14 protein-coding genes and 1 pseudogene are annotated in these 14,486 nt (G+C 70.2%); 10 read left to right on the top strand and 5 right to left on the bottom strand.

The genetic code is table 11. The features are described 5' to 3' along the window. Positions 1-18 precede the first annotated feature (18 nt). A complete protein-coding gene (locus CCR79_RS03920; protein ID WP_201168977.1) occupies positions 19-474 on the bottom strand; it encodes a hypothetical protein in 456 nt (151 codons plus the stop codon). Between the two features lie 228 nt (positions 475-702). On the opposite strand from CCR79_RS03920, the gene ilvN reads away from it, so the two are divergent. The 8 genes and pseudogenes from ilvN (at position 703) to rimI (ending at position 7,105) form a co-directional block, all read left to right on the top strand. Further along, positions 703-1,197, top strand: a complete 495-nt coding sequence (gene ilvN, locus CCR79_RS03915; RefSeq protein WP_011813499.1) for an acetolactate synthase small subunit — start codon at positions 703-705, stop codon at positions 1,195-1,197. Between the two features lie 48 nt (positions 1,198-1,245). Continuing rightward, positions 1,246-2,274, top strand: a complete 1,029-nt coding sequence (gene ilvC / locus CCR79_RS03910; protein WP_304119233.1) for a ketol-acid reductoisomerase — start codon at positions 1,246-1,248, stop codon at positions 2,272-2,274. A 61-nt stretch (positions 2,275-2,335) separates the two neighbouring features. Next, positions 2,336-2,785, top strand: a complete 450-nt coding sequence (locus tag CCR79_RS03905; protein WP_201168974.1) for a rhodanese-like domain-containing protein — start codon at positions 2,336-2,338, stop codon at positions 2,783-2,785. Further along, positions 2,778-3,527 (top strand): CDP-diacylglycerol--serine O-phosphatidyltransferase, encoded by a 750-nt coding sequence (gene pssA, locus CCR79_RS03900; protein WP_201168972.1) that lies wholly within the window; start codon positions 2,778-2,780, stop codon positions 3,525-3,527. Before CCR79_RS03905 ends, pssA begins: the two co-directional genes overlap by 8 nt. A gap of 274 nt (positions 3,528-3,801) precedes the next feature. Further along, positions 3,802-5,352: a 2-isopropylmalate synthase gene (locus tag CCR79_RS03895; protein ID WP_201168970.1), complete on the top strand. Its 1,551-nt coding sequence runs from the start codon at positions 3,802-3,804 to the stop codon at positions 5,350-5,352. 3 nt (positions 5,353-5,355) lie between these two features. Next, positions 5,356-6,246 (top strand): uracil-DNA glycosylase family protein, encoded by an 891-nt coding sequence (locus CCR79_RS03890; RefSeq protein WP_201168968.1) that lies wholly within the window; start codon positions 5,356-5,358, stop codon positions 6,244-6,246. Between the two features lie 66 nt (positions 6,247-6,312). Then, positions 6,313-6,522: pseudogene (locus CCR79_RS03885) on the top strand (DUF1640 domain-containing protein); the annotation flags it as partial. A 118-nt stretch (positions 6,523-6,640) separates the two neighbouring features. Then, positions 6,641-7,105 (top strand): ribosomal protein S18-alanine N-acetyltransferase, encoded by a 465-nt coding sequence (rimI, locus tag CCR79_RS03880; RefSeq protein WP_201168966.1) that lies wholly within the window; start codon positions 6,641-6,643, stop codon positions 7,103-7,105. Here the strand turns inward: rimI and CCR79_RS03875 are convergent. The 4 genes from CCR79_RS03875 to CCR79_RS03860 are packed head-to-tail and all read right to left on the bottom strand — an operon-like array spanning position 7,102 to position 12,297. Beyond that, entirely contained in the window at positions 7,102-9,855 is a 2,754-nt protein-coding gene (locus tag CCR79_RS03875) for a valine--tRNA ligase (RefSeq protein ID WP_201168964.1), read from the bottom strand. The genes rimI and CCR79_RS03875 overlap by 4 nt on opposite strands. A 14-nt stretch (positions 9,856-9,869) precedes the next feature. After that, the gene (locus CCR79_RS03870; RefSeq protein ID WP_201168958.1) at positions 9,870-10,373 is read right to left on the bottom strand and encodes a hypothetical protein; all 504 of its coding nucleotides are present in this window, start codon (positions 10,371-10,373) and stop codon (positions 9,870-9,872) included. Next, positions 10,370-10,801, bottom strand: a complete 432-nt coding sequence (locus CCR79_RS03865) for a DNA polymerase III subunit chi (protein WP_201168955.1) — start codon at positions 10,799-10,801, stop codon at positions 10,370-10,372. The genes CCR79_RS03870 and CCR79_RS03865 overlap by 4 nt, the downstream gene beginning before the upstream one ends. Beyond that, positions 10,798-12,297: a leucyl aminopeptidase gene (locus tag CCR79_RS03860; RefSeq protein WP_201168954.1), complete on the bottom strand. Its 1,500-nt coding sequence runs from the start codon at positions 12,295-12,297 to the stop codon at positions 10,798-10,800. The genes CCR79_RS03865 and CCR79_RS03860 overlap by 4 nt, the downstream gene beginning before the upstream one ends. A gap of 123 nt (positions 12,298-12,420) precedes the next feature. Here CCR79_RS03860 and lptF point away from each other — a divergent pair, with 123 nt between their 5' ends. Next, positions 12,421-13,536 (top strand): LPS export ABC transporter permease LptF, encoded by a 1,116-nt coding sequence (gene lptF, locus CCR79_RS03855; RefSeq protein WP_201168953.1) that lies wholly within the window; start codon positions 12,421-12,423, stop codon positions 13,534-13,536. Next, positions 13,536-14,486: LPS export ABC transporter permease LptG (lptG, locus tag CCR79_RS03850; protein WP_201168952.1), on the top strand; the 951-nt coding region annotated here is incomplete at its 3' end. The genes lptF and lptG, both read left to right, overlap by 1 nt.

Below are 14,486 nucleotides of genomic sequence, written 5' to 3'. Positions count from 1 at the left end.
CGATGTTTAGGGGCGGTGTCACCAGTCGTACGAGGCGGTGACGGTGACCTCCCACTGATAGCTGCCGGAGGGTGCTTCCTCCTCGGTCTTTGCGGTCACCTCCCCGTCATCCACATGCAGCAGCTTGACGAACTCCCGCTGCGTCCCCGGTACTTCCAGGTCTGCATGCTCCTCGGCCCCATCGGGCCCTTGTCGGAGCGACTCGTCAAAGGTGATCTGCATGGGGCCGAACCCCTTGACGAGATACTTGAACTCTCCGGAGGCGCTCTCCCCGGCGGTGATGGGGGCCCCTCCGTTGAGCTTCATGTGCGGGTTCGGCTCCTCAATCCCGGCCTGGACGGGTTCCTGGACCGAGATTTCCTGGCTAAAAGAGGCCTGATCCTGCCCCGGCGTCTGGGCCGTAGCTGAGGTTGAAACCAAGCCGATCAGGCACGTCAGCGGGCCGGCGATCCAGAGGTTCCCTGTGTGCCGCATGATCTCTCCCTGCACGCAGGCTTTCGACCCAAAAATTAGCTCGCGCGCGCGAGGGGAGTCAAACCGCGGTCATGGGCGCGTATCGGCGAGATGGTAGGCTGTGCCCTCGTCCGAGGCGGTTGCGGTGGCGGCCGCTGGAGAGGTTGGCTGGCCCCTGCTTGACCTCCGCCCCACCGGCCAGTATTTTCCCGCATTTACTCCGCACATTGCGGTCCGGGGGAGAGCTACATGCGGCACATCATCTCGATGCTGGTGGAGAACGAGTCCGGCGCGCTGTCGCGCATCTCGGGCATGTTCACGGCCCGTGGCTACAACATCGAGTGCCTGACGGTCGCCCCCACCGATGACCCGAGCATCTCGCGGCTGACCCTGGTCACCATCGGCGACGACCAGATCATCGAGCAGATCATCAAGCAGCTGAACAAGCTGCTCGATGTGATCAAGGTCGTGGACATGACCGAGGGCAAGCACATCGAGCGCGAGATGATGCTGATCAAGGTCACCGCCGGCGTCGCCGAGCAGCGCGAGGAGTTCAAGCGCCTGACGGACATCTTCCGCGGCCGCATCCTCGACGTCACCGAGAAGATCTATACCATCGAGATGACCGGCACGAGCGACAAGCTCGACGCCTTCATCGAGGCCATCGGCCCGAGCAACATCCTAGAGGTGGTCCGCTCCGGTGTCATCGGCATCAGCCGCGGCGAGCGCCATCTGCGCGTCTAGCGCCGTCCCGTCTCATCCCCGCCCGCCCGGCGGCGGGCGGACTCGCGAATCCGTTCAGGGGGAAACATGAAGGTCTATTACGATCAGGACGCCGATCTTTCGCTGATCACCAGCCGCCGCGTGGCGATCATCGGCTACGGCTCCCAGGGCCATGCCCACGCCAACAACCTCAAGGAGTCCGGCGTCAACGTGGTCGTGGGTCTGCGCCCGGGCTCGGGCTCGGCGGCGAAGGCCCAGGAGGCCGGTCTGGAGGTCGCCTCGGTGGAGGAGGCCACCCAGGGGGCCGACGTGGTGATGATGCTCGTCCCCGACGAGGCGGCGCCGGACATCTACAACCAGCAGGTGGCGCCGAACCTCAAGGACGGCGCGGCGATCGCCTTCGCCCACGGTTTCAACGTCCACTACGGCCAGATCCAGCCGGCGGCCGATCACGATGTGATCATGATCGCCCCCAAGGGCCCCGGCCACACCGTGCGCTCGACCTACGTCGCCGGCGCCGGCGTGCCGTCGCTGATCGCCATCGAGCAGGACGCCAGCGGCCAGGCCAAGGAGATCGCCCTGGCCTACGCCGTGGCCAACGGCGGCGGCCGCTCCGGGATCATCGAGACCTCCTTCCGCGAGGAGACCGAGACCGATCTGTTCGGCGAGCAGACCGTGCTCTGCGGCGGCATCGCCGCGCTGATCGAGGCCGGCTTCGAGACGCTGGTGGAGGCCGGCTACGCCCCCGAGATGGCGTACTTCGAGTGCCTGCACGAGACCAAGCTGATCGTGGATCTGCTCTACGAGGGCGGCCTGGCGAATATGCGCTACTCGGTCTCCAACACCGCCGAGTACGGCGACTTCACCCGCGGCCCGCGGGTCATCAACGAGGAGTCCCGCGAGGCGATGCGCGAGATCCTCGAGGAGATCCAGAACGGCGACTTCGCCAAGGAGTACGTGCTGGAGAACAAGGCCGGCGCGCCGACCCTGCACGCCCGCCGCCGGCTGGCCGCCGAGCACCCCATCGAGGAGGTGGGCGAGCGTCTGCGCGGCATGATGCCGTGGATCGCGGCCAACAAGCTGGTCGACCGCGACTGAGCCAGCGTCCGCGCGTGGGGCGGGCCCGTCGGGCCCGCCCGCCGGTGGCGCCGGGAGCCCCATGACCGAGCTGCTTCACTGGATCGAGCAGGACCCTGTCCGTTTCGTCGCGATCGCCGCCGTGGCGGTGCTCGGCGGGCGGCTGCTCTGGCGTCGCCTGACGCGTCGCTATCGGCCGCTGCCGGTGGCCGAGGCGGTGCGCCGGGTCAACGACGGCGAGACCCTGTTCCTCGATGTGCGGACCGGTCCCGAGGTCCGCGGCGGCGTCCTCCCCGGCGCCGTGCACATCCCCAAGCATCAACTGCGTCGGCGTCTGCAGGAGCTGCGCGGCCACTGCCCGGGTGGTGGTCCCGTGGTGGTCTACTGCCATAGCGGCATGCGCTCGGCCGGCGCGGCGCACCTGCTCACCCGGCACGGCTTCGAGCCGGTCTTCAACCTGCAGGGCGGGGTGATGGCCTGGAACGCCGACGGCCTCCCGCTGGATACGGCGCCGGGGGCGCGGCATGAATAAGCGGGTCCGTCGGCGCGGCATCTTCCTGCTGCCGAACCTGTTCACCACGGGGTGCCTGTTCTTCGGCTTCATGGCGGTGATCTCCGCCATCGACGGCGAGTTCGGTCGCGCCGCGGTGGCCGTGCTGGTGGCCATGGTCTTCGACGGCCTCGACGGCCGGGTGGCGCGGCTGACCGGGACGCAGAGCGACTTCGGGGTGCAGTACGACTCCCTGGCCGATATGGTCAGCTTCGGCCTCGCCCCGGCGGCGGTGGCCTTCCTGTGGGCGCTGGGCAACACCGGCGCCGGCACGCCCTGGGATAACGTTGGCTGGCTGGTGGCCTTCCTCTTCGTCGCCGGGGCCGCGCTGCGCCTGGCGCGGTTCAACACCCAGAGCGGGGTGGACGACAAGCGCCACTTCCAGGGGCTGCCCAGTCCGGCAGCTGCCGGGGCGGTGGTCGGTCTGGTTTGGTTCGGCGACCGTATCGGGCTGACCGGGCTTGAGGCCGCCATCCCGGTGGGGGTGGTGGTGCTACTGGGGGCGGTGCTGATGGTCAGCAACGTCCGTTACGAGAGCTTCAAGGAGCTCGACTTCCGCTACCGGGTGCGGTTCACCTCGGTGGTGGGGCTGGTGCTGGCCATGGCGCTGGTGGCGGTGCACCCGCCGACGGCGATCTGTCTGGGCTTTTTGATCTACATGTTCTCCGGCCCGGTGCTGACCGTGCTGCGGCTGCGCCGCCGGCGTCGCCACCGGCGCGCCTGAACGCTTGCCCGGGCGGCGCTGCGGCGATATATTCGAAGGCATCATGAATACCTGCCCGGCCAATCCCGCGCCCCACGTCCGCTGGCTTCGCTGCAGCGGCGCTGGCGGCGTGCGGCTGCTTAGCAACGCCCGCCTGCGCGGCGGGGATCGACTGCCGGCCTGACGGCCGGCTCGAATCCTTCCCCACGACCGTTTCTGCACGGGCGCCCGCGGCGGCGCCGTGAACGTATTCCATTCGGCGGCGTAGGCCGCCACGACACAGGGCTGAGCAGCCATGGGTGCAAGCGACCATCTCTACATCTTCGATACCACGCTGCGCGACGGGGAGCAGAGCCCCGGCGCCTCCATGACCCGCGAGGAGAAGGTGCGCATCGCCAAGGGGCTTGAGCGCATGCGCGTCGACGTCCTCGAGGCCGGCTTCCCGGCGGCGAGCAGCGGCGACTTCGAGAGCGTCCGGGCCGTGGCCGAGGCCATCAAGGAGAGCCGGGTCTGCGCCCTGGCCCGGGCCCGGGATCCCGATATCCACGCCGCCGGCGAGGCCCTGGCCCAGGCCGAGGCCGGGCGCATACACACCTTCATCGCCACCTCGCCGATCCACATGCAGAACAAGCTGCACATGACCCCGGATCAGGTGGTGGATGCGGCGGTGCACGCGGTGAGTCTGGCCCGGCAGCTGTGCGACGACGTGGAGTTCTCGCCGGAGGACGCCGGGCGCTCCGAGCACGATTTCCTCTGCCGGATCATCGAGGCGGCCATCGACGCCGGCGCGCGGACGATCAACATCCCGGATACGGTGGGCTACAACCTGCCGGAGCAGTTCGGCGGGCTGATCCGCACCCTGCGCGAGCGCATCCCCAACTCGGACAAGGCGGTCTTCTCGGTGCACTGCCACAACGACCTGGGCGTGGCGGTGGCCAATTCCCTGGCCGCGGTCCAGGCCGGGGCGCGGCAGGTGGAGTGCACCATCAATGGTCTGGGCGAGCGCGCCGGCAACGCCGCGCTCGAGGAGGTGGTCATGGCGGTCAAGACCCGCCAGGACGTCTTCTCCTGCTCGACGCGGATCAACGCGCGCGAGATCGTGCCTACGTCGAAGCTGGTGGCCAACATCACCGGCTTCCACGTGCAGCCGAACAAGGCCATCGTCGGCGTCAACGCCTTCGCCCACGAGTCCGGCATTCACCAGGACGGCGTGCTCAAGCACCGCGAGACCTACGAGATCATGCGCGCCGAGGACGTCGGCTGGCACACCAACCGCATGGTCCTGGGCAAGCACTCCGGCCGCAACGCCTTCCGCTCGCGGCTCGAGGAGCTGGACATCCATCTCGACTCCGAGGAGCAGCTCAACGAGGCCTTCGCGCGCTTCAAGACGCTGGCCGACAAGAAGCACGAGATCTTCGACGAGGACCTGCAGGCGCTGGTCACCGAGGCCGGCGCGGCGCTGGAGAACGAGCGCATCCGGCTGCTCTCGCTGCACGTCTGCTCCGAGACCGGCGAGCAGCCGGAGGCCACCGTCTCGCTGCTGATCGACGGCGAGGAGCGCCAGGCCGTGGCCCCGGGCAGCGGTGCGGTGGATGCGGCGTTCATGGCGGTGGACTCGCTGGTGCAGTCGGGCACCGAGCTGCTGCTCTACTCGGTGAACAACATCACCTCCGGCACCGACTCCCAGGGTGAGGTCACCGTGCGGCTGGAGCGCGGCGGCCGCGTGGCCAACGGCCAGGGCGCCGATGTGGACATCGTCATCGCCTCGGCGAAGGCGTACATCAACGCCCTGAACAAGCTCCTCGCCTCGCCGGATCGGCGCCACCCCCAGGCCGCGGACGTCTAGGGCGTGGATACCCGGCGGCTCAGCTACCTGCGCCGGCTGGGGGTGGACTGCTACATCCCCCGCGACGCCGCCGTGCTAGAGCCGGAGGCGCCGTTGGCGTCGACTGCCGCCGGCGCCGCCGGTGACGGCCCGGCGCGGACGGCGGTCGACGGCCATCCGCCGGAGCGTGGTGCCGCAGAGAGTGCGGTGCCGGCGACGTCCGATGCCTCCGCCACCGCGACCCCCGAGGACAAGACGGGCGGGCAGGCTGCCGCCGCACCGGAGCCGGTTACCCCCGCGGCGCCGGCCGATCCGAGCAACGACTGCGACGGCCTCGACTGGGACGCCCTGGCGGCGCGGGTGGCCGGGTGTCAGGCCTGCAAGCTCTGCGAGGGGCGCACGCAGACGGTCTTCGGGGTCGGCGATCGGCAGGCGGATCTGGTGATCATCGGCGAGGGGCCCGGTGCGGAGGAGGATCGTCAGGGTGAGCCCTTCGTCGGCCGCGCCGGGCAGCTTCTTGATGCCATGCTCGCCGCCATCGATCGCGGCCGCGACCGCGGCGGGGTCTACATCGGCAACATCGTCAAGTGCCGGCCGCCGGGCAATCGCGATCCGCGGCCCGACGAGGTGGCCGCCTGCACCCCCTACCTGCGCCGGCAGCTCGAGCTCCTGGAGCCGAAGGCCATCGTCGCCCTCGGGCGGGTGGCAGCACAGCAGTTGCTGGAAACGAAAGCACCGCTGGCCAAGCTGCGCGGGCAGCTCCACCATTACGGCGAGCAGTCGATCCCGGTCTGGGTGACCTACCACCCGGCCTACCTGCTGCGCTCCCCCGGTGAGAAGGCCAAGGTGTGGCAGGATCTCAAGCGGATCCGCGCGCTAGTGGAGAACGACTCGGTGCCCAAGCAGGTGGGATAGAGCGGCGGCCGATGCCCAGGGCCTACCGCGTTGCCGTCGGATCTCGCTGGTGCTAGCGTCGAAGGCATGACTTCCGTTGTCGAACTCTACGAGCAGCTGGCCTCCGCGCCTGACGATAAAACGCGCGCGCGTCTGATCGCGGAGGCGTTCGAGCGTATGGAGGAGCGCTATCCGGAGGTCAAGGATCCGGAGGTCAAGGACCTGGCGACACAGACGCACCTGCGCGAGACGGAACTGCGGTTGCAAAAGGAGATCGAGCAGCTGCGCGCCAGCGTCCTGCGTTGGCTGGTCGGTCTACTTGCCGGGCAGACGGCCGTGATCCTGGCGGCGATCTTCGCGATCGCACGGATGCAGTAGTGCTTCCGGGGCTGCCCATAACAAGCAAGAAACAGCCATGGCGGATTCAATCGGCAAACCCCGGCCGATGACCTACGAGGATCTTCGTACTGTGCTCGCCATCGAGCAGCGCTCGGTGGCCTATCCCTGGAGCGGACGCATCTTCCGCGACTGCATGGCGGCCGGCTACGGCTGTTTCGTCCAAGCGCACGGGCGCGAGCTCCTCGGCTACCTGGTGGTCAGCTGCGCCGGCGGCGAGGGGAGCATCCTCAATATCTGCGTCGACCCCGACTGGCGGCGCCAGGGCATCGCCGCTCATCTGCTGCGCGTGGCCGTCGAGCGCGCCGAGGTGATGCAGGCCGAGAACCTCTTCCTGGAGGTGCGACCCTCCAACACCGCGGCAATCGCCCTCTACGAGCGCCACGGCTTCCATGAGGTGGGCCGGCGGCCGGACTACTATCCGGCCGCCGACGGCCGTGAGGATGCGCTGATCATGGCCAGAGCGGTGACGCCCCCGTTCTAAAGCGCCTCCACCCGCCGCTCCTGCTCGGCGACCTTCTCCAGCGCCTGCTGCGCCTCGGTGAGCTTCGCCCGCTCCTTGTCCACCACCTCGGCCGGCGCCTTGGCGACGAAGCTCTCGTTGCCGAGTTTCTTCTCGGCGCGCTCGATCTCCCCCTCGAGCCGGGCGCGCTCCTTGGCCAGGCGGGCGAGTTCGGCGTCCTTGTCCACCAGCCCGGCCATGGGCACCAGGACCTCCATCTCGCCGGCCAGGGCGAGGGCCGACTCCGGCGGCTGCTCGTCGGCCTCGAGGACGCGGATCGACTCGAGCCGGGCCAGGGTGGTGACGAATCCCTCGTGCTCGGCCAGGCGGGCCCGGTCGCGCTCGCCGGCGTGGCGCAGCAGCACCGGCACCGGCCGGCTCGGTGAGATGTCCATCTCGCCGCGGATCCGCCGCACGCCGAGGATCACCCGCTGCACCCAGTCGATCTCCGCCTCGGCGGTCTCATCGCGCCGCTCGGCCAGCGGGGTCGGGTAGGGCTGGCGCATGATGGTCTCACCGGTGATGCCGGCCACCGGGGCGACGCGCTGCCAGATCGCCTCGGTGATAAACGGCATTAGCGGATGGGTCAGGCGCAGCAGCTCCTCGAGGACCTGGATCAGCGTCTGGCGGGTGCCGCGGGCCTGGGCCTCGGTGCCCTCGCGCAGGGCCGGCTTGGAGAGCTCCAGATACCAGTCGCAGTACTCGTCCCAGGTGAACTCGTAGATCGCCTGCGCGGCCTGGTCCAGGCGGTAGTCGGCAAAGGCCTGACGGACCTCGGCGACGGTGCAATCGAGTCGCGAGCGGATCCAGCGCTCGGCCGCGCCCAGCTCCACCGGCCCGCCGCTGCCGCAGTCGGCACCCTCGGTGTTCATCAGCACGTAGCGGGCGGCGTTCCAGAGCTTGTTGCAGAAGTTGCGGTAGCCCTCCACGCGGCCGAGGTCGAAGACGACGTCGCGCCCGGTGGTCGCCAGCGAGGCGAAGGTAAAGCGCAGGGCGTCGGTGCCGTGGGCCTTGATGCCCTCCGGGTAGTGGCGGCGGGTCATCTGCTCGATGCGCTCGGCCAGCTGTGGCTGCATCATGTCGGCGGTGCGCTTGGCCACCAGCGATTCCAGGTCGATGCCGTCGACGATGTCCAGCGGGTCGAGGACGTTGCCCTTCGACTTGGACATCTTCTGCCCCTCGGGGTCACGGACCAGGCCGTGGATGTAGACCTCGCGGAACGGGACATCGCCCATGAAGTGCAGCCCGAACATGATCATCCGGGCCACCCAGAAGAAGATGATGTCAAAGCCGGTAACCAGCACCGAGGTCGGGTAGAAGGTGCGCAGCGCCTCGGTCTGCTGCGGCCAGCCCAGGGTCGAGAAGGGCCACAGGGCGGAGGAGAACCAGGTGTCGAGGACGTCCTCGTCGCGGGTCAGCACCGCATCGCCCAGGCCGTGGCGCTCGCGGACCTCGGCTTCGGAGCGGCCGACGTAGACCTGGCCCTGCTCGTCGTACCAGGCCGGGATGCGGTGGCCCCACCAGATCTGCCGCGAGATGCACCAGTCCTCGATGTTGCGCAGCCACTCGTAGTAGGTCTTGTCCCAGTTGCCGGGGATAAAGCGGATGCGCCCGTCTTCGACGGCCTGGATGGCCGGGCGGGCGAGGGGCTCGGCGCGCACGAACCACTGCCAGGTCAGGTACGGCTCGATCACCGCCCCGCTGCGGTCGCCCCGGGGGACCATCAGCTTATGGTCCTCGACCTGCTGGAGCAGGCCTTCGGCGCGCAGGTCCTCGACCACCCGCTCGCGCGCCTCGTAGCGATCCAGGCCCTGATAGCACTCCGGGGCGTTGTCGTTGATGCGCGCATCCTCGGTCAGGACGTTGATCCGCGCCAGGCCGTGGCGCTCGCCGACGGCGAAGTCGTTGAAATCGTGGGCCGGGGTGATCTTCAGGCAGCCGCTGCCGAAGCTCGGGTCGACGTAGTCGTCGCCGATGATCGGGATCTCGCGGCCGACCAGGGGCAGGCGCACGCTCTTGCCGATCAAGTGGGTGTAGCGCTCGTCCTCCGGATTCACCGCCACGGCGGTGTCGCCGAGCATGGTCTCCGGGCGGGTGGTGGCCACCACCACGGAGTCGCTGCCGTCGGCGAGGGGGTAGACCATGTGCCAGATGTGGCCCTGCTCCTCGGCGGAGACCACCTCCAGGTCCGAGACGGCGGTGTGCAGCACCGGGTCCCAGTTGACCAGGCGCTCGCCGCGGTAAAGCAGGTCCTCCTCGTAGAGGCGGACGAAGACCTCGGTGACCGCCTCGGAGAGGCCCTCATCCATGGTGAACCGCTCGCGGCTCCAGTCCACGGAGGCGCCCATGCGGCGCAGCTGGTTCTGGATGGTGCCGCCGGACTCCGCCTTCCACTGCCAGACGCGCTCCAGGAATGGTTCGCGGCCCAGGTCGTGGCGGCTCAGCCCCTCGGCCTCGAGCTGGCGCTCGACGACCATCTGCGTGGCGATCCCGGCGTGGTCGGTGCCCGGCTGCCAGAGGGTGTTGTGGCCCTCCATGCGGTGGTAGCGCACCAGGGCGTCCATCACCGTGTCCTGGAAGGCGTGCCCCATGTGCAGGGTGCCGGTGACGTTCGGCGGCGGGATCATGATGCAGTACGGGCTGCCCTCGCCGGAGGGGGCGAAGTGGCCGCCCTGCTCCCAGAGCTCGTAGAGTCGGGACTCGATTGCGCTCGGGTCGTACGTCTTCTCCATCGGGGCCTCGATCCTCAGCGATTCGGTGCGGGTTGGTTCGTGTTCGGATATTCGGAGTCGTCCGCTCCGGGGGTGGTGCCCCCGGAGCCGCCGCTCGGCTCCTCCGGCGGCTGCTGGCGGCGGCTGGCCGCCACGGCGTCGATCAGCGCATCGTCCACCGCCTTGCGGATGGGCGCCTCGGCCTCGCGCAGGGCGTCGGGCAGGCGGCGCTCGAGTTCACTGCGCAGGTGCCGGGCCAGCTCCCGGGTGGCGTGGCGCTCGATATCGGCGCGCTGCGCCGCGGTTAGGGGGGACGCCGCTCCGGCCGGCGGCGCTTGCGCGGCATCATGCGCCGTTGAGGGCTCGGAGGCGGCGGGCGCTGCTGCCGCCTCCGCGAAGGGCGGCTGCGGCTGCTCCCCGGGGGCGTCGCCGTCGGCCTCGGGACGCAGCCACGGGCCGTCGTTGGCGCGCACCTGCTCGCCGGGGACGACGACGTCGTAGAGCAGCGGCGGTTGCGGCTTGTCGTTGGACGGGTTCATCGGCGCCCCTCCTCGATGCGGTGGGTGTGCGGCTCGCAGCCGGCCTCCTTGTAGAGGCGGTAGCGCTGGCGGCTGGCGCGCAGGACCGCCTCGCGCTGGTCGACCACCTCGGCCACGCGCCGGCGCTCCCGCCAGGTGGCCGGGGTGTGCTCGGTGAGGTTGACCAGTACGGCGTCGTCGGCGGCGTGCTCGTCGCGGCCCACCGCCACCGGTTCGCCGTCGCGGGCGGCGAGGGTGGCGTGGGGGACGAAGCTGCCCTGGCGGAAGGTCCACAGCAGGGCGTCGAGCCGCTCGCTCTGTTCGTCGTCCTCGGTGAGCAGCAGCACGCCGTAGCCGTTTTCGTACGCCTTCTCGGCGAGCCGGCAGGCGAAGCGCTCGCGCAGCGCTGCGCCGGGACCGCCGAGGATGTAGAAGTCGACCCGGCTCACAGGGTCCAGCCGGCACGGCCGGCGAGGAAGTGAGTGAGCAGCGGGACCGGACGGCCGGTGGCGCCCTTGTGCTCACCGCTTTTCCAGGCCGTGCCGGCAATGTCCAGGTGCGCCCAGCGCAGTCCGCGGGCGAAGCGCTGCAGGAAGCAGCCGGCGGTGATGGTGCCCGCCGGCTGCCCGCCGATGTTGGCCACGTCGGCGAAGGGCGAGCGCAGCTGCTCGTCGTACTCCTCGTCCAGGGGCAGCTCCCAGCCGCGGTCGGCAGCGCGCTCGCCGGCCTGCAGCAGGTCACGCACCAGCCCCGGGGCGTTGCCCATCACCGCGTGGCGATGGTGGCCGAGTCCGACGATGGCCGCGCCGGTGAGGGTGGCCACGTCGACCACCTCGCTCGGCTCCAGGCGCCGGGTGTAGGCCAGGCCGTCGGCCAGCACCAGGCGGCCCTCGGCGTCGGTGTTGAGCACCTCGATGCGCTGGCCGTCCAGGCTGTCGATGATGTCCCCGGGGCGCGTGGCGCGGCCGTCGGGCATGTTCTCGGTGGCCGGGATGATGGCCACCAGATTGAGCGGCAGCTGCGCTTCGGCGGCGGCGTGGACGGCGCCGAAGACGGCGGCGGCGCCGGACATGTCGTACTTCATCTCGTCCATGCTCGCCGACGGCTTGATGGAGATGCCGCCGCTGTCGAAGGTGATGCCCTTGCCGACCAGCGCCACCGGCGCCTGATCGTCGGCGCCGCCGCGGTAATGGATCACGATCAGCCGGGGCGGCGTCTCGGCGCCCCGGGCCACGGCCATCAGGGCCGCCAGGCCCTGCTCTTCGAGCTGTGCCGGGCCAAGGACTTCCGCGTGGACGCTGTCAAAGCGCTCGGCCAGTGCCTCGGCCTGCTCGCCCAGATAGCCGGGGGTGCAGATGTTCGCCGGGGTGTTGCCCAGGTCGCGGGTGAAGTTGGCGCCGCGTCCGGCGGCCTGGCCCAGCGTCAGGGCCGGCTGGGCGCGACGCAGATCGGCGCGGCGCGGCACGGCCAGTGTGGCTTGGCGCAGCGGGCGGCGCGGCGGGCGCGGGTCGCTCTTGTAGGCGTCGAAGCGGTACAGCGTGGTCTCGAGCAGCTCGGCCGCGGTGGCCACGCGCCAGGCCACGTCGCGGCCGCGGACCGGCAGCTCGGGCAGGAACAGGGTCGCCTCGCCGGTGCCGGCCTGTTCCAGGGCGCGGGCGGCGGCGGCGACGGCTTTGCGGTAGGTGCGCTCGCTGAAGTCGCGCTCGCGCCCGCAGCCGACGAGCAGCACGCGGTCGGTGCGCACCCCGGGGCAGTCGGGCAGCAGCAGGGTTTGCCCGGCCTCGCCGTCGAGATCCTCCCGGCGCAGCAGATGGCTGATGTAGCCGTCGCTGGCGGTATCCACCGCCCGCGCCGCCTCGCTCATCCGTCGGCGCTCGTAGACGCCCACTACCACGCACGCCGTGCGTTGCCGTGCCGGATCGCCGCTTTTGGTCCTGAGCTCCATGGAAGTCTCCCGTGCCCTCGTCACCGCGCGCTGGCTCGGTTATGCTCGGCCGCGCTGCGTCGGTTGCCTTGCGCAGACGCACAGTCTACGGAATCGTGTAGCTTTTTTGCAGCGCACGCCGGGATGGGGCCGTCACCCTTGGGTCTGACCATCATCGATCGCTATCTGGTCCGCGAGGCGGCCTGGGCGGCGCTGGCCGTGCTCGCCGTACTCTTCGCGGTCCTGTCGGCGAACCAGCTCATCGACTACCTGGCCGATGCCGCCGGTGGGGATCTGCCCGGCGGGGCGGTGGCCGTGCTCATGGGCCTGCAGATCCTGCGCTATCTGGGTGTGGTGATCCCGGCGGCGCTGTTCCTCGGCATCGTCCTGGCGCTGGGCCGGCTCTACCGCGACAGCGAGCTGCCCGTGCTCGCCGCCTGCGGCGTGGGCCCCGGGCGGCAGATGCGCGGCCTGCTCCTGTTGGCCGTGCCGGTGGCGCTGGCCGTGGGGGGGCTGTCCACCGTGGCGGCACCGTGGGCCTCGCACACCGCTGATGTCTACGCCGAACAGGCGGCACGCACCGCGGATCTCGGTGCGTTGCAGGCCGGCCGGTTCATCGGCGGCGGTGACGCCGGCACGGTCTACGCCAGCCGTACCGAGGGCGACGGCGTGCTGCGCGAGGTCTTCGCCCACGCCCGCGATGGCGAGCTGGAGACCGTCATCCGCGCTGACCGGGGCCGGCAGCTGATCGACCCGGAGACGGGGCAGCGTTTCTTCGTCTTTGAGGACGGGTACCGTTACGACGGTCATCCGGGGCAGCTGGACTGGCGGGTGACGGCTTTCGATCGCCACGGGCTGTTGATCGACACCCGCACGCCGCGGGAGGTGAGCCGCGACCGCGAGGGCACGCCGATGGGTGAGCTGTGGGCCGCCGGCGGGTTGCAGGACCGGGCCGAGATCGAGTGGCGGCTTTCCATGCCGGTGATGGTGGTGGTGCTGAGCCTGCTGGCGGTGCCGCTGGCTAAGGCCGAGCCCCGCGATGGCCGCTACGGCAAGCTGCTCAGCGCGGTGCTGGTCTTCGTCGCCTATTTCCAGCTGCTGAGCAGCGGACGCGAGTGGCTGGAGGCGGGTATCGTGCCGGCCCCCCTGGGGCTGTGGTGGGTCCACGTCCTGGCTGGGGTGGCCGTGGTGCTCTGGACCCGCCGGCGCTTCGGCGCTGGGCCGGGTTGGCTGCGGTCGGCGGCCCGGGGGCGTGGCTGATGCGCATCCTCACCGGTTACCTGGCGCGGACGGTTATCGCGGCGTCCTTGGTTGCCCTGGCCGCCATCCTCGCTTTGGATTTTGTCTTTAGCATGGTCGACGGGGTCGCCGACGACGACCTGGATACCCCCACCATGCTGCTCAAGGCCCTGCTCGAGGCGCCGGCGCTGGCCTACGAGGCCTTCCCCTTCGCAACGCTCATCGGCGCCCTGATGGGTCTGGGTGCCCTGGCCGCCCGGCAGGAGCTGACTGCCATGCGCGCCGCCGGGGTCTCGGTGGTGCAGATCGCCGGTGCGGTGCTGGTTGGTGGGGTGATCCTGGCCCTGTTGGCGACGGCGGTGGGCGAGTTGGTGGTGCCGCCGGCCGAGCGGCAGGCCGCGGCGGTGCGCGGGCTGTCCGAGGCCGACGAGCTGCGCACCGGACCGGACGGGGCGCTGTGGGCCCGGGATGGGCGGGATTTCCTGCGCGCCGAGCGGCCGCGCTCGGCGTCCCACCTGGAGTCGGTGACGCTCTTCCGCTTCGTCGAGGGGCGTCTGACCGAGCGGATCGATGCCGAGGGCGCCCACTACCACGACGGACAGTGGCGGCTCGAGGACGTGGTCAAGACGGTCTACGGCGAGCATCAGCTGGAGCGCCGGGAGCTGGCGCAGTGGTCGTGGGAGGGGGCGCTGAGCCCGGAGGTGCTCGCCGTGGTGGTGGCGGATCCCTCGACGCTGCCGGTGCCGGAGCTGTGGACGTACATCCGCTATCTGGAGGCCAATGAACTCGACAGCGGGCCGTATCGGTTGGCGCTTTGGGAGAAGGTGGCGACGCCGCTGGCGACGTTGGCGATGTTGCTGGTGACCATTCCGCTGGTATTCACGGCGGTACGTTCGTCGGGGGCGGGGCAGCGGATTGTCATTGGTGTGCTGGTGGGGGTGGCGTTCTTCTTGCTCAATCGGGCGCTGGGG

The organism is Halorhodospira halophila (assembly GCF_016653405.1).
In the GTDB taxonomy this organism is placed as follows: domain Bacteria; phylum Pseudomonadota; class Gammaproteobacteria; order Nitrococcales; family Halorhodospiraceae; genus Halorhodospira; species Halorhodospira halophila_A.
Note: the sequence above shows the minus strand (reverse complement) of the source record. Positions and strands in the feature narration are given on the sequence as shown.

What these genes read in the sequence shown, in the direction of transcription:
- CCR79_RS03870 (WP_201168958.1), bottom strand. Translation starts at nt 10,373, where the DNA reads ATGAACCCGTCCAACGACAAGCCGCAACCGCCGCTGCTCTACGACGTC.
- pssA (WP_201168972.1), top strand. Translation starts at nt 2,778, where the DNA reads ATGAATAAGCGGGTCCGTCGGCGCGGCATCTTCCTGCTGCCGAACCTG.
- CCR79_RS03860 (WP_201168954.1), bottom strand. Translation starts at nt 12,297, where the DNA reads ATGGAGCTCAGGACCAAAAGCGGCGATCCGGCACGGCAACGCACGGCG.
- rimI (WP_201168966.1), top strand. Translation starts at nt 6,641, where the DNA reads ATGGCGGATTCAATCGGCAAACCCCGGCCGATGACCTACGAGGATCTT.
- CCR79_RS03920 (WP_201168977.1), bottom strand. Translation starts at nt 474, where the DNA reads ATGCGGCACACAGGGAACCTCTGGATCGCCGGCCCGCTGACGTGCCTG.
- CCR79_RS03875 (WP_201168964.1), bottom strand. Translation starts at nt 9,855, where the DNA reads ATGGAGAAGACGTACGACCCGAGCGCAATCGAGTCCCGACTCTACGAG.
- lptF (WP_201168953.1), top strand. Translation starts at nt 12,421, where the DNA reads ATGGGGCCGTCACCCTTGGGTCTGACCATCATCGATCGCTATCTGGTC.
- CCR79_RS03895 (WP_201168970.1), top strand. Translation starts at nt 3,802, where the DNA reads ATGGGTGCAAGCGACCATCTCTACATCTTCGATACCACGCTGCGCGAC.
- CCR79_RS03905 (WP_201168974.1), top strand. Translation starts at nt 2,336, where the DNA reads ATGACCGAGCTGCTTCACTGGATCGAGCAGGACCCTGTCCGTTTCGTC.
- ilvN (WP_011813499.1), top strand. Translation starts at nt 703, where the DNA reads ATGCGGCACATCATCTCGATGCTGGTGGAGAACGAGTCCGGCGCGCTG.